Source organism: Bacillus sp. 22-7, from assembly GCF_010628845.1.
GTDB lineage: Bacteria > Bacillota > Bacilli > Bacillales > Cytobacillaceae > Cytobacillus > Cytobacillus firmus_B.
The window spans coordinates 67,651-81,374 of the sequence record NZ_NJQY01000007.1; the positions used below are offsets into that span (position 1 = coordinate 67,651).

14 protein-coding genes are annotated in these 13,724 nt (G+C 40.5%); 6 read left to right on the forward strand and 8 right to left on the reverse strand.

The window, feature by feature from the left end; all coding sequences use genetic code 11:
• Nucleotides 1-119 precede the first annotated feature (119 nt).
• On the forward strand, nucleotides 120-746 hold the full coding sequence (locus CE058_RS06335; protein ID WP_048010168.1) for a YczE/YyaS/YitT family protein: 627 nt from the start codon (nucleotides 120-122) through the stop codon (nucleotides 744-746).
• A 35-nt stretch (nucleotides 747-781) separates the two neighbouring features.
• Here CE058_RS06335 and CE058_RS06340 read toward each other — a convergent pair whose 3' ends face one another.
• Nucleotides 782-3,073, reverse strand: a complete 2,292-nt coding sequence (locus tag CE058_RS06340; protein ID WP_163141297.1) for an ATP-dependent DNA helicase — start codon at nucleotides 3,071-3,073, stop codon at nucleotides 782-784.
• 158 nt (nucleotides 3,074-3,231) lie between these two features.
• Between CE058_RS06340 and CE058_RS06345 the strand changes: the two genes are divergently transcribed.
• A complete protein-coding gene (locus CE058_RS06345; protein WP_048010170.1) occupies nucleotides 3,232-3,666 on the forward strand; it encodes a hypothetical protein in 435 nt (144 codons plus the stop codon).
• A gap of 104 nt (nucleotides 3,667-3,770) precedes the next feature.
• Entirely contained in the window at nucleotides 3,771-3,956 is a 186-nt protein-coding gene (locus tag CE058_RS06350; protein WP_048010171.1) for a hypothetical protein, read from the forward strand.
• A 69-nt stretch (nucleotides 3,957-4,025) separates the two neighbouring features.
• Here CE058_RS06350 and CE058_RS06355 read toward each other — a convergent pair whose 3' ends face one another.
• Nucleotides 4,026-5,060, reverse strand: coding sequence for a mechanosensitive ion channel family protein (locus CE058_RS06355; protein ID WP_163141300.1), 1,035 nt, complete (start codon nucleotides 5,058-5,060; stop codon nucleotides 4,026-4,028).
• Between the two features lie 135 nt (nucleotides 5,061-5,195).
• Between CE058_RS06355 and CE058_RS06360 the strand changes: the two genes are divergently transcribed.
• A complete protein-coding gene (locus CE058_RS06360) occupies nucleotides 5,196-6,281 on the forward strand; it encodes an AI-2E family transporter (RefSeq protein ID WP_048010173.1) in 1,086 nt (361 codons plus the stop codon).
• Nucleotides 6,282-6,388: 107 nt separating this feature from the next.
• The gene (locus CE058_RS06365; protein ID WP_163141303.1) at nucleotides 6,389-7,438 is read left to right on the forward strand and encodes a M42 family metallopeptidase; all 1,050 of its coding nucleotides are present in this window, start codon (nucleotides 6,389-6,391) and stop codon (nucleotides 7,436-7,438) included.
• Nucleotides 7,439-7,478: 40 nt separating this feature from the next.
• Here CE058_RS06365 and CE058_RS06370 read toward each other — a convergent pair whose 3' ends face one another.
• Nucleotides 7,479-8,033 (reverse strand): M15 family metallopeptidase, encoded by a 555-nt coding sequence (locus CE058_RS06370; RefSeq protein WP_048010192.1) that lies wholly within the window; start codon nucleotides 8,031-8,033, stop codon nucleotides 7,479-7,481.
• 220 nt (nucleotides 8,034-8,253) lie between these two features.
• Here CE058_RS06370 and CE058_RS06375 point away from each other — a divergent pair, with 220 nt between their 5' ends.
• Nucleotides 8,254-8,445, forward strand: coding sequence for a CsbD family protein (locus CE058_RS06375; protein WP_035330463.1), 192 nt, complete (start codon nucleotides 8,254-8,256; stop codon nucleotides 8,443-8,445).
• A gap of 53 nt (nucleotides 8,446-8,498) precedes the next feature.
• Here the strand turns inward: CE058_RS06375 and CE058_RS06380 are convergent, their stop codons facing one another.
• The 5 genes from CE058_RS06380 to CE058_RS06400 all read right to left on the reverse strand — a co-directional run bounded on the left by CE058_RS06380 (nucleotide 8,499) and on the right by CE058_RS06400 (nucleotide 13,699).
• The gene (locus CE058_RS06380) at nucleotides 8,499-9,485 is read right to left on the reverse strand and encodes a C40 family peptidase (RefSeq protein WP_048010174.1); all 987 of its coding nucleotides are present in this window, start codon (nucleotides 9,483-9,485) and stop codon (nucleotides 8,499-8,501) included.
• A gap of 286 nt (nucleotides 9,486-9,771) precedes the next feature.
• Entirely contained in the window at nucleotides 9,772-11,649 is a 1,878-nt protein-coding gene (gene selB / locus CE058_RS06385; protein WP_204260520.1) for a selenocysteine-specific translation elongation factor, read from the reverse strand.
• Between the two features lie 78 nt (nucleotides 11,650-11,727).
• On the reverse strand, nucleotides 11,728-12,528 hold the full coding sequence (gene coaW / locus CE058_RS06390; RefSeq protein ID WP_048010175.1) for a type II pantothenate kinase: 801 nt from the start codon (nucleotides 12,526-12,528) through the stop codon (nucleotides 11,728-11,730).
• Nucleotides 12,525-13,256 (reverse strand): YwaF family protein, encoded by a 732-nt coding sequence (locus CE058_RS06395; RefSeq protein WP_048010176.1) that lies wholly within the window; start codon nucleotides 13,254-13,256, stop codon nucleotides 12,525-12,527. Before CE058_RS06395 ends, coaW begins: the two co-directional genes overlap by 4 nt.
• A gap of 68 nt (nucleotides 13,257-13,324) precedes the next feature.
• Nucleotides 13,325-13,699 (reverse strand): SET domain-containing protein, encoded by a 375-nt coding sequence (locus tag CE058_RS06400; RefSeq protein ID WP_035330469.1) that lies wholly within the window; start codon nucleotides 13,697-13,699, stop codon nucleotides 13,325-13,327.
• Between the last annotated feature and the right edge of the window lie 25 nt (nucleotides 13,700-13,724).

The following is a 13,724-nucleotide window of genomic DNA, read 5'->3' on the forward strand; positions in this document are numbered from 1 at the left end:
TGTTACCCAATATATTTTAATGGTAAAATGAATTTTCCCTTCATAATTTCAATGCTGAAGGAGTATTGATTTTAAAAAGGGCCAAGCTAAAATTAAACAAGTTGGATTGGAGAGTCTTCATGAAAGAACGTCTATTATTTTTTATAATTGGGATGCTGATCCTGACAATGGGTGTAGCCCTGATTATCAGGTCAAACCTCGGAGCTTCTGCATGGGATGCCCTGGCTGTTGGTGAATCGCAAATGTTTAACTTAACAGTTGGCACCTTTGTTTTTATAAATGGAATCGTGCTCATTTTTATAAATGCCTTTCTAATGAAAAAAAAGCCTGAAGTCCTTGCAGCCATCTCCATTTTGATTATTGGCGCACTGATTGACTTTTGGCTTCTCATCATTTTTGGTGACCTATCGCCGCAGACATTGGCAATGCAATCAATCATATTATTCGTTGGAATCCTTTCGATGGGAATGGGAGTTGCCATCTATCTTCAGGCTAAATTTCCGGCAAGCCCGATGGATACATTAATGGTAGCCATTCACACCAGATTCGGATTAAATTTAAGGAATTCAAGGATCATCAGCGAGAGCTTTGCTTTGCTGCTTGCGTTTTTATTCAGAGGTGCAATCGGAGTAGGCACAATCGTGGTAACATTAACACTTGGACTTGTTGTGCAATTCTTTTACCCGGTTTTCGAAAGAGCGCTCGGAAAAATGCAGGCCCCGAAAGGTCCTGTCATTACTAAATAATACGATTTACATCCTGCTTTTTGAGCAGGATGTTTTTAACTTCTTAATACTTTAAAATCCTTCCATTCCTCTGGCAGCAGGGCCCGATATTTTGCCTGCACATACCTGTCATCCATTAAAACAATCATTCCTGTATCGTCCTCAGAGCGGATCAATCTGCCCCCTGCCTGCAAAACCTTGTTCATTCCAGGATAAGTATAGGCATAATCATAGCCGTTTTTTCCTTGCTGATTAAAATAAGCTTTCATAATGTTGCGTTCAAACCCTAACTGCGGAAGCCCTACACCCACCACGAATACACCGTTCAGCCTATCTCCCTGCAAATCAATTCCCTCTGAAAAAATCCCGCCGATGACGGCGAACCCCAACAGAGTTCCAGAAGGATTTGGCTGAAATGCATCCAGAAACTTCTCCCTTTCCCCTTCATCCATTCCAGTCCTTTGAATGATTGTATGTGCCGGCAGTTCCTCATCGAGTAACCGACGATAGACATCCTCCATATATTGATAGGATGGAAAGAAGATCAAGTAGTTCCCCTTCTGTTCCTTTAACATGCTCTTAATAGTACTGACGATCGGTCCGATAGACCCTTCCCGGTCGCGATATCTTGTGGAAATCGGCTGTATGTATACCTTAGCCTGATCTTTTGAGAAAGGAGAAGGTACGGTTAAAATATAGTCTTCCTCTTGAAAGCCAAGCATGTCCAAATAATAATTAAGAGGCATTAAGGTAGCAGAAAAAAAGATTGATGATTTATATCCTTTTCTGGCCTTGTGCAGAAGATTCGATGGATCCAGGCAAAATAGCTTGATGTTCAGGTCATTTCTCTGCTTTTGAATATACGTTACAAACCTTTCATCATACAGTTTACCTATTCTGATAAAGTTCTGGGCAGCAAAGAATACTTCCAGCAATTCTTCGTCCGTATTGTCTCTGTTTTGCCCCAGATAGTCTTCGGCATATTGAACAAATTCCTCAAGAACTTCAAAAAGTTCTTCAGGAGGATCTTTTTCTGCGATTTCCTGATTTTCACCACATTTCTTTTTTAATGCAATAAAAATTCCATTAACCTGTTTTGCACTTTTTTGAATCCTTTCACCCTTCCCCTTAAAGCTTCTGCTCAATTGAAGAAAGGCTGATTTGTCAAGCGAGCTTGAATACATTTCCCTTCCGCGGTCCACAAGGTTATGTGCTTCATCGATCAGGAGCGACGTCTTCTTTTTCTCCTCTTCCAGCAATCGCTTAAGTGAGATCTTCGGATCGAAAATATAATTATAATCACCAACAATGGTGTCAGCTGCATATGCAGCATCCAATGAAAATTCAAAAGGGCAGACTTTATGCTTCAGTGCATATTTTTCAATTGTCGTTCTGGTTATCATGCTCTCATTTTTCAGGAGATCAAGTATTGCATTATTAATCCTGTCGTAATACCCATTGGCAAACTCACAGCTGTCTTTGTGGCATTTGGTTTCTTCCTTAAAGCAAATTTTGTCCTTGGCCGTGATTGTGACCGATTTAAGATTCAAACCATTATCCCTCATCAGGCTAATGGCCCCTTCTGCAGCCTGACGGGTAATGGTTTTAGCCGTGGCATAGATGATCCTCTGAATATGTCCTTCCCCAATGGCTTTTAATGCTGGAAAAAGGGTTGAAATGGTTTTGCCAATGCCTGTAGGTGCGTTGGCAAATAAGTTTTTCCCTTCGGCAATGGTTTTGTATACTGCCCCTGCCAATTTCCTCTGGCCATTTCGATAAGCTGGAAAAGGAAAAGTCAGTTCCTGAAGACTTTTTATTAAATCCTTTTGATGCCGAACCCTTAATTCTGTGTAGGGAGAATAGGATTCGAGAAGATGCACTATGAATTCTTCCAGTTCACAAAACGAATAGCTTTGCAGAAATCTTTTCACTTCATTTGTTTTAGCATGTACATATGTTAATTGAACTGTCATATTTGAAATATTTTTGTCTTTCGCATACATGAAAGCATAGCATTTAGCCTGAGCCCAATGGACTGGATATGCAAATTTATCAATTTCAGATAGAGGGAGAGATACAGACTTAATTTCATCAATAATCCGTTCGCCATTTTTAATGATAAGCCCGTCACATCTTCCATCGAGCTGAAAGTCGAGGTGATTGAAGGTTAATCCTGCTTGCAGATACACTTCTTTTTGATCCTCTTCCCCATACTGCTTTTGAATTCTCTGATGAATTCTTGTTCCTTCTGAAAGCGGCACTGCAGAACGGAAGCCCGTTTCAATGCTGCCGCTTTTATATACATATTCAACCAGTGATCTTACTGATATTTTTATCTTATTATCCATTGAAACGGCCCCTTATTTTACTATTCATCTATTATAGCACATACGTTCTGCATATAAGAAAGATTTGCAAAAGAAGGAACTAACCATATACAATTTAAGAAGAAAGAAAATGAGAGGAGTGTGAATGGAACTGTTCGCTTCTTGAGCAGTCCATAAAGTTGAAAAAAATTATTTTTTGGACAATCACTGGAGGGTCTTTTATTCTATTGGGTTTTCTCATTTATTTTGCTTCAATGAACTCCATATCAAATAAAGTAATGACAGAAGTTGCCGGCAGCATTACTGAGGATGACCTTGCGATGCTTGCCAGTGACCCAAATGTAGAGGCACTGCTTGGAAGCAGTGAGGATGATTTAATAGCTGTAGATCTTCAAAAGACATCATTGCCGATCAAGACAAAAGAAGAGGCTATGAAAAAGATATCAGAAAGCTTCTCGATTGATGAAATCCAGAAGAGTGCTTCAAAAGTTAAAGGCGGATTGACTGCTGCAGAGAAAAACGAACTATACAGTCTTTTAACAGAAAGGTTATCCGAGGAAGAATTAACTGCCCTGAAAATCATTGCAGTACAGGAAGCAAAGCATGCACATTAAATAATTCAACAGAATTATTTTTGAGTTATTCTGAAGATTCGGGATATTAGACCAAGCAAGATTGCTTCCTTTTCATACGTTAGTATGGAAAGGAGGGATTTGTAATGTATCAATTGGCATTATTATATCTTGCATGTATGCTTGCTGGCTACGGCATGACAATGGTACCTGTTTCTGCAGTTATTACTTCAGGTATTGCCAGCTTTTTCACCGTTGTCGGCAGTCTGGCTATGATCATCTTTGGTCTTGCCATTCTTTATCTTGGAGTGAAAGCTCTGTTAGGAAAATAGATTTTACGTAGGAAAACACCAGCCCTTAGCAGCTGGTGTTTTCGTTATTTCTCCTGCTAACTTTATCCTTCATTCACTGGGCAGCAGCTGTGCTGAGGCAAGCTCAATTCCGTTCAAATAAAAGCTCTCTGCAATTACATGTCTTAGCCGGCTTTCAAATTTCTGCTTGGCTTCAAAGTTTGCAACAGGGACCTCTATTAGAAAGTCCATGGCTTTACTGCGAAAATCGACAAAGCGGATATCAGGTGCAGGAGCGGTTAAAACCCCTTCTGTTTTGGGGATTACCATATCCACAGCGTCTCTCAGAAGCTTATCAACTTTTTCAGTATCAGTCCCGTACACTACGCTGATTTGAACCTGGGCAAGCATTTCTGAGCCTGTACGGTTTTTAATGATCTGTTCGATAAAGTATTGGTTTGGCACAATCAGGGTTCCCTCTTTAGCTGTGCGGACGATAGTGGATCTGAGACGGATGCTTTCTATTTTACCGATTTTGTTGTTTATCTCAATCATTTCCCCAATTTCAATGGGTCGTTCGAAGAGGATAATAATGCCTGAAATAAAGTTACCGGCAATATTGCGCATGCCGAACCCTATCCCAATACCGAGAACACCCAGTATGGCAGCAGCCGCTGTTAAATCAAGGCCAACCGCTGTCAGACTGATGGCGAGCGCTGCAATCATGACAGTATAATAGATCATTCTGTTGAATGAATAGCCGAGCCCCCGGTCAACCCCATAGAATTCATAAACAGATGTTAATACATATTTGGTGAATACTTTTACGATTCGACTTGCGAGTGAGACTGTCAAAAACGCTACAATTATTAAATATAGCGTCACATCTACTTCCCCTGCTGTGAACAAGGTATAAAAAAGCCACTTCTCCTTTGAAAAATAGAACAAGAATAGAATGATAATTCCATAAAAAGCAGCCCAGTTCACGAGTGAAGAAACTCCCTGCATGATCCGGTCGTTCTGAACAGACTTGCCCCTCCTCTTTTTCACAAGAAAGTTAACTGTCCATTTGGCAGCCAATATCACTCCTGCAAACAATAAAAACAGCAGTATTTCCTGCATGGTTACATTTTTAAAAAATAGCATCGTCAGATTCCCTCACTGTAATATAGTTCATTCTTAAACTATTCCTCTTACATAGATTCTTAAACCGGTGTTTAATCCTGTTTAAAAAAAGGAACAGTGAGTAGTAAATACATATATAAGGGTTGGGGTATATGCATGTGGATCAATAAACCATTTTTTAAATATGCAGCAGGCACTATCTTCGTTTTAATCATCATTTTCCTCCTTGGGAAAATTGATTATTTCTTATGGCCGATCCGTGCCCTGATTGCAACTATTTTCTTCCCTGTTTTAATTGCCGGCATTTTTTACTATATTCTAAGACCCCTCGTCAGGCTGGTTTCAAGGGCTGTGCCAAAAACAGCGAGCATTCTGCTTATTTTTGCTGCGGTCCTGGGTTTAGGATATTTAGGTTTTAATCTGCTGGGCACAACAATTGGCAGCCAGATAGCAGAAATCAGCGAAAATCTGCCTGCTAAGATGGAAGACTTATCGGATGAAACGGAGAAAGTGGTTGAGGAAAATAATATGGGCATGTTCTCCTATGACCGTGTAAAAAATAAAGTACTGAACTTCCTGGAAACACTTTTATCAGGGGCAGGAGAAAATGTTATGAAAGTTTTTTCTACCATTACTAGTATTGTCACTGTCATCTTTGTTGTACCTTTTATTCTTTTCTACTTCCTTAAGGATGACCACAAGCTCAGGCCTTTTCTTTTAAAATACCTTCCTGACAAACACGAGGAAGAAGGCCAGCGGATTTTGGGGGATATAGACAAGACCTTATTTTCCTATGTAACCGGCCAGTTTATTGTGGCAGTCGTCGATGGCGTGTTAATGTATGCCGGATATATGATTATCGGATTGGAATACGCATTGATATTAGCTGTGTTTGCGATGTTCCTGACTGTTGTCCCTTTTCTTGGTCCTGTACTCGGAATCATTCCTGCAGTATTCATCGGGTTATTGCAGGGACCGGGAATGGTATTGAAAATTATCATGGTACTGATTTCAGTTCAGCTTCTTGAAAGCAATCTCGTCTCACCTCATGTGATGGGCAAAAGACTTAACCTCCATCCGCTTACAGTCATTATTATCTTAATGGCAGCAGGATCGATTTATGGTTTTATCGGAATCCTGATTGCTATACCTTTTTATTCTGTCATAAAGGTTCTCGTAAAAGACTTCAGAAGGTTTTACCGATTAAGAACAAGGAAAAGCCTGCTATCCGAAGAGATTTAATCAAATGGACTGCCGTTATGGCAGTTTTTTATTTATAGCACATGCTTATCCCGACAAATAACAGTATAATAAGAATTGCGTGAGAATAATTTGAGAGGAGTTTTTGAATGGCATACCCGAGTACAAAAGAAACGATCAGCTTATTAAAAAAGATTGTTTCAATTCCAAGTCCTTCCGGAAATACAAATGAAGTGATTACATATGTAGAAAAGTTTTTAAACGAGCTTAATGTGGAAACGAAGCGCAACCGGAAAGGAGGACTTATTGCAACCCTTCCTGGAAAAGACGAAAATAATCACAGAATGCTGACTGCGCACGTTGATACCCTTGGCGCGATTGTAAAGGAAATAAAGCCGAGCGGACGCCTGAAGATTGATTTAATCGGCGGATTTAAATACAACTCGATTGAAGGAGAGTACTGTGAAATCGAAACATCATCAGGCAAAAAATTCACCGGCACTATTCTGATGCATCAGACTTCTGTTCATGTCTATAAAGATGCCGGGAAAGCTGAAAGAAACCAGGAAAACATGGAAATTCGCCTTGATGAAAAAGTACATAATGCTGACGAAGTCCGTGGGTTGGGAATCGGGGTCGGTGATTTTGTATCCTTTGACCCGCGTGTGCAGACGACCCCTGCAGGCTTCATTAAATCACGCCATCTTGACGATAAGGCTAGTGTGGCGATCCTTCTTCAGCTGATTAAACAGCTGAAAGCCGATAACACTGAGCTGCCGTACACAACCCATTTCCTCATCTCAAACAATGAAGAAATCGGCTATGGCGGCAATTCCAATATTACAGCGGAAACGGTCGAATATCTGGCTGTGGATATGGGTGCGATGGGTGATGGCCAATCCACTGATGAATATACGGTATCCATCTGTGTGAAGGATGCAAGCGGTCCTTATCACTACGAATTAAGAAAGCGTCTCGTGCAGCTTGCCGAGGAAAATGGAATCGGGTACAAGCTGGATATTTACCCATTTTACGGTTCTGATGCATCAGCAGCCATCCGTTCCGGCCATGATATCGTACACGGCTTGATCGGCCCAGGAATTGATTCATCACATGCTTTTGAGCGTACACATGAGGATTCGATTGAAAATACGGCTAAACTGCTGTATCACTATGTACAATCTGAGATGATTATTTAGCAAATAAAGAAACTGCACTCGAGTGCAGTTTCTCTTATTATCATTCGGCTTCAGGCGGCCCCTTCCCTCTCTGCAGCTCCCAGATAGAAAGACCGAAATCCATTTGAAGGTGTGGATAGTCCTTGAATTGTGTCCAGTCTCCACCCCATTCAAAACCAAGGTCCTTTGCAATTTTAACAACCTCCATCCAATCGGCCCTGCTGTTGCCGTTGCCGTCATAATTCATGTCCCAGATCACCTGGCCATCTACGGACATCAGTGCGAAATCAATTGCCAGGCCAAAATTATGGTAGGACTCCCCGCCTTTTGCATGGGTAACAATATTTCCCTCAGCAGTACGGCCTTTTTCATATAAAGCATCCTGTTCTTCAATGCTTCTGAAATCCTGGGTGATGACTACGTTAATGCCCTTATCAGCAGCCTCGGCAATCAGCTCGTCTTTCTTATCTTCAACCAAAGGGTGAAGGGAAGTTGGTGGCGGCACATCAGGGAAATCAGTTTCTTCTATAAAATGAATATATTGATAGATTAAAAGTCCGCAAGCTGCAAGGACTAATAAAAAAACAATAAAATTTCTTAGTTTTCTAAAAAGCAAGGTTTTTTGTCCTTTCTTTGTGGGTTCCACAGATTGCTGTTTCTTATTGTAACAAGACTTTGTGAAAACTTCACCTTTCATAAATTGTCATCGATTATTATTTTAGTCCTTACTGCAAATAAAATAAGTGCAGCTGCTGCCAGGAAAAAAAACTTGGGTAGTTTTGAATAATAGAATTTGGGTAAACAATAATCAAACAGTAATAGAGGAGGAAATACAAATGAACAGAGATCAGACAAATGGCAATGCAGATCAATTAAAAGGCGAACTTAAAAAACAATACGGCAAATTGACCAATAATGAATCCAAAGAAGCTGAAGGAAATATGGATAAAGTAAAAGGACAGGCCCAGGAAAAATGGGGAGATGCAAAAGAAGCACTGTCAAAGACTTTCAATGATCGGAGAGATTAATAAAAATACTCAACGCCGAATTAGAGGCGTTGAGTATTTTTAAGAGCAGGTTATTAGAAAGTTGTTTTAGCTCCTAAATAACGAGGCTTCCAATATGAATTATTCATGTCGCTGATTTCTACACCTCGTGATGATCCAGCATGAATAAATTTGTAATTGCCAAGATAGATTCCGGCATGGGATGGTCCGGACTTGTAAGTTTCAAAGAAAACCAAATCCCCAACTTTTGGTGATGCAACATGTTTTGTGGCATCCCAAATGGATGCTACTGTACGAGGAATAGAGATTCCCACATTACCATATACATAGTTCAGGTAGCCGCTGCAGTCAAACCCTGCAGGTGTGCTGCCTGCCCATTCATAAGGTGAACCGATGTATTTCTTTGCCTCAGAAACGAGTTCATTCACCTTTGATGTCGATTGAGCTGCAACCTGTGATTCAGCCGGCTTGCTTGTTGCTGAACCGGATACCTTTAGAGTTTGGCCAGCATAAATTAAGTCAGAAGAAAGATTGTTCATTGCTTTTAATTGTGAAACCGATATGTTATGGCGAGATGCAATCCCCGAAAGAGTGTCTCCTCTTTGGATGGTATAAGATCCAGTGCCTGCCGGAGCAGAAGGTGCAGCTGTTTGAGCAGAGCCTTTAACTTGCAGCTTTTGCCCTGGATATATCGTGTCACTGCTGATTCCGTTAAGGCTCTTTAGTGTCCTGACCGAAAGGCCGTGATTTCTTGCAATTCCCCATAAAGTATCGCCTGATTTCACAGTGTAGCTGACTGCAGCGCTTTGAGACCCGCTTGTTGAATCGTTATGGCTGTGCGGTGCTAACAGAGTCAGGGCTTGTCCTTTATATATTGTCGATCCTGAGATACTATTCCAAGTCTTTAACTCTTCAATTGAAAGATTGTTAGAGCGTGAGATTCCCCATAATGTGTCGCCAGTCTGAACAATATATTTATTTTCATGAGCACTTGCTTCTCCATTGAACGGTGTAATCAAAAAACCAGCTGTCGCAGCCAATGTAAGTAGTTGTTTCTTCAAGTTGTACACTCCTTAAATTTCTTTGACATCCTAATATTAGTAATTATTCTAGTAAAATCCTACCCTAAAATTATGGATAAACAGGTAAAATAATCTATAATTTCATATAATTGCATAAAACGGTCAATCTGTAGTAATTTCGACACGGATATATTGGTAAAAAAGGGTAACTTTTCTGGTGTAACCGGGTAGTTTTTCATTGTTTAACTGAATATTTTAACTAAACTTTCTTTTATACAATAAAAATAGACCAGCCCTTAAGGCTGATCTATTATTAACAAACTCTTTACATCCAGATTCTCTTATTTTCTGCTCTGCGTGTCATTCCTAAAGAATCAAGTTTTTCGAGAAATGGAATCATATACTTTCTGGAAAGACCTAATACTTCCTTTGCACTGCTTACTTCAAATTCAGCATCTGTTCTCTTTTTTAATTCTTCTACTGCTGCCCTAAAATGATCACCGTGCCAAAAGTATTGTGAATCAAGCGGTATGACTATTTCCTGGTCTTCTAAATATCGTTTTAGATCGCCTTTTAGATTCTCAGGGATTCCTGCGGAAGCGTAATATTCATCAAACGGCTTTACTTTATAGCCATCTCTTTTTAATTCAGCAAGAAGGTTGTCAGTACGTTTTTGCCAGCTTTTCGGTACATGAGGATGAAAACCTTTATTCTGCAAAAACTGACCTTTTCGTTGAAATGCATTTTTTTCAATACCTGAATTTAAGACAAATTCAACCAGTATTTTTGGATATATATTTTGCATTGCCTGCAGCAATTCTGCTTTATTGGCCCCTTGCCTCATTGGATTTTCCAGATGGAACTCATTCAGGCGGTCAGCTATTTCTTCCTCTATTGCCTCTTGGATGGCTGCTAAAGTGAATTCCTTGCTGCTGATGCCTTGGAAATCTTCTTCTTTAAGTATTTCTTGAACCGTCAATTCATCCAGTGAAGTCTTTGCTGTAATCTCTGAAAGAGAAAGGACCTTATCTTCGAACAACACGGCTATTATGCGATCTGTCGATGTTCCTTCTTTTTTCCTGCTTAAATCCTCAATGGTTTTTTGGCCGAACCGGTACTTTTCTCCATTGGGATCAATAACCCAGCCCCCCCCGATGGTCTCCTGGGGACTTGGCCGTCTTAAAATAAACCGATCCCCCCTTTTTGCTACCACTTCCTCTTCCAAACGCAGCTGGCAGAGAATTTCACCTTCTGCATTGGATAATTCATTACGGTCAAAAAAGACGATTTTGCCCATGACTTCTGCCGTACCAATATGGCATTTAATCGGCATTCTCTGTTTGACGATATGCTCTAAATCCCCTACCATTCTTACAGCTACATCAATGGTTTTTGTGACGCTGAAATGCTCAGATGAAACAAGGACCTCCCCCCGCTCTATATCCTCCTTCGAAACACCCGCAAGGTTAATCGCCGCCCTTTGCCCTGCGAATGCTGCTTTTGCAGGCTGATGATGCACCTGCAGCTGGCGTGCCCTGGTCTCGATGCCATTTGGCATGATTTTTAGAAGCTGTCCCTCTTCTACTTTTCCTTCATAAACAGTGCCTCTGACTACAGTACCCTGCCCTTTCACCGTGAATACCTGATCGATTGGAAGCCGGAAGGCGCCTTTTGCATCCCGTGTGTCCTGTTCTTTCAGGATTTGGATAATCAGCTGCTTTAACTCTTCAATTCCTTTGCCTGACAGGCTATCTGTTAACATAAATGGAACATCTTCAAAAATAGTGCCTTTCAGTTCCTCAAGAATTTCTTCTTTTACAAGATCAGTGAACTCTTCATCGACACGATCAATCTTTGTTATGGCGACAATGCCATTACGGATCCCGAGGAAGTCGAGAATTTCCAGGTGCTCTCTTGTTTGGGGCATTACTCCTTCATCGGCTGAGACAGCAAGGATGACTAAGTCTATCCCTGCAACTCCGGCAATCATCTGTCTGATAAAGCGTTCATGACCTGGTACATCCACTACTGATATTTGAATTTCCTCATCTTCATGCAAAGGGGCAAATCCCAGTTCTATGGATATCTGCCTCTCTATTTCTTCTTTAAGCCTATCTGTATCCACATTTGTTAATGCTTTCGTCAATGTAGTTTTTCCATGATCGATATGGCCAGCCATACCGATTGTAAAATATCTTTTCATTAAATCTGCCACCTGCTTCTTTTGCATTCTTTTTCAACTGTATCCTGAAAAAAAGAATCTTTCAATCATCTGGTTTTATCAGGAGCGCAGCGCACCTAGTGCTCCACAGTAAGCTCCGTTTTGAATAAATACAGGTTTTTTGCCAACCATAGCGGTATATTTCTCTAAAAGGTGCTTTAAGGGGGCATTTTGCCGAAGCGTGCTTCCTATATAAATGATATCGTCGATTTGATTCCGAACTGCTGCCTGAGTGCTTAGGAGTACAATCGTTTCTGCAATCATGTTAGTTAAGCTGGCAGCTTTGTCTTCCTTACTTATCTGATCATCCTTAATCTTCCCAAAATTACTGGCAGTCAGGCTTCCATCTATCGGCGAATCGAATGGTGAATAAATATCATTGACCATTATATCTGCATTCTCCGCTTTCCCGCTGCCAGCCAGCGAAACGAGCCTGGTGAAATCCTTTTCACCAGTCAGTAAACGTCCCAGTCCCATCAATGTGCCCCCGCCGATGCCGCTTCCGGAAACCCTTGAGATATTCCCGCCGCTGTTTAGGCAAATCGATGTCCCTGTGCCTATAATACTTAAGATGAAATTCTGATAGGATAATCCATCTTGCATAAGCAAATAGGATGCACCTATACTGGAAGACTCAAATTCAGGAAAGATCGGGGCATTTTGAAAATACTCTTTTTTAAGATATTCAGCCTTCCCGCCTGTCAAGGCAACTTCTGCATCAGCAGCAGTCATCTTAAGCCAATTCATTGAATTATCCAGCTCATCAATCAGATAGTTTTTATAATGGATTTGTCCTTGTTCTTCAAATGCCATCTTCAGCAAAGAACCTCCGGCATCAATCCCTATTTTTGCAGGTTTCATGCAGATTCCGCCTTTCCATCTTTATTTTTGCCAATCATTTTAAATGGAAGCAGCAGTAATAAAAACAGGAGTAATGCCGCTATTTCCAGTGTTATTATGTAATAAGGAAAAGGCCCAAAGTAATCTAATAATGAATTATTCTGCGGCTTACGGGCCAGAAACATATAGTTCCCGCCCGTTAGCTTATTTGCAAAAAATGCCCCAGCTGCGCAAAGGTTTAAGAAGATAAAAGATTCGATCAGACCCCTTCCTGTTGGTCTGAATTGACGAACAAACACGAAATAAAGACAAGTCCAGATGATTAGATTATGAGTAATAAAAAATTGAAAAAATCGGAAATGAGGAAAGCCTAAAAACAGCTCAGGAGTCAGAATGGCCATTAACGCACCTGTGACGCCTATGTAATAGACAATTTGGAAGACGGCCTTAGATTCCGTTGCTAATAATACTAAACAAAGAAGTAAGCTTATGGAACAAAGCTGAAGCGGCAAAGTGAAGGAAATTTCCCAATAGCCTCCAAGATAAAGCCAGAAATGATAGAGGAGCTCCAATACAAAAAGCAAGAGAAACATAGTCATCCTGAGTTTCCGGTCATATCTTTTTATAGTTTTTCTGAATTTGTATAAAAACACCGCAACTCCAGCAAATAATGCAATCATGGCAATATGGGATAGGGTAAAAGTACTGAAAGGGAAAGCTTGATAATCGTGAGAAAAAAAATGAGACAAACTATACCCTCCCTTCTGGCCTGGAGACTATAACTCCCCGGCCAGGAAAGAGCTGGACTCCAGTAAAATTATTTATTAAACCAAAGGGGATCATCATTTTCAGCTTCCCCATTATAATTAATCAAAACCTCTTCACCCGCTTTAATATCTTTATAGGCGAAAAAATCAAACGTATGGTTGTCAAAGTTAATATCATATACTGCATTTGGCTGGTAGGAATGGTTGAAAAGCATTCCATAGCCTAATAAAAGGGCACTGTGATTTTTCCCGTATTCAAATGCATAGTCAGCCAGAGCCGTTTTTTCAATATGCTGATGCTCATTGTTTGGATAAGGCAGAACCGGAGCCTCATGAATCAATTCACCCTTCTTGATATCACGAGTAGCAAAGACTCCTCTGTTATGTTCGCCATCGCTTACTGCTGATGTCTTAATTTCAATCATTTCGTTACCTGCACATTCCCGTCAT

What these genes read in the sequence shown, in the direction of transcription:
- CE058_RS06335 (WP_048010168.1), top strand. Translation starts at nt 120, where the DNA reads ATGAAAGAACGTCTATTATTTTTTATAATTGGGATGCTGATCCTGACA.
- CE058_RS06340 (WP_163141297.1), bottom strand. Translation starts at nt 3,073, where the DNA reads ATGGATAATAAGATAAAAATATCAGTAAGATCACTGGTTGAATATGTA.
- CE058_RS06350 (WP_048010171.1), top strand. Translation starts at nt 3,771, where the DNA reads ATGTATCAATTGGCATTATTATATCTTGCATGTATGCTTGCTGGCTAC.
- CE058_RS06355 (WP_163141300.1), bottom strand. Translation starts at nt 5,060, where the DNA reads ATGCTATTTTTTAAAAATGTAACCATGCAGGAAATACTGCTGTTTTTA.
- CE058_RS06360 (WP_048010173.1), top strand. Translation starts at nt 5,196, where the DNA reads ATGTGGATCAATAAACCATTTTTTAAATATGCAGCAGGCACTATCTTC.
- CE058_RS06365 (WP_163141303.1), top strand. Translation starts at nt 6,389, where the DNA reads ATGGCATACCCGAGTACAAAAGAAACGATCAGCTTATTAAAAAAGATT.
- CE058_RS06375 (WP_035330463.1), top strand. Translation starts at nt 8,254, where the DNA reads ATGAACAGAGATCAGACAAATGGCAATGCAGATCAATTAAAAGGCGAA.
- selB (WP_204260520.1), bottom strand. Translation starts at nt 11,649, where the DNA reads ATGAAAAGATATTTTACAATCGGTATGGCTGGCCATATCGATCATGGA.
- coaW (WP_048010175.1), bottom strand. Translation starts at nt 12,528, where the DNA reads ATGAAACCTGCAAAAATAGGGATTGATGCCGGAGGTTCTTTGCTGAAG.
- CE058_RS06400 (WP_035330469.1), bottom strand. Translation starts at nt 13,699, where the DNA reads ATGATTGAAATTAAGACATCAGCAGTAAGCGATGGCGAACATAACAGA.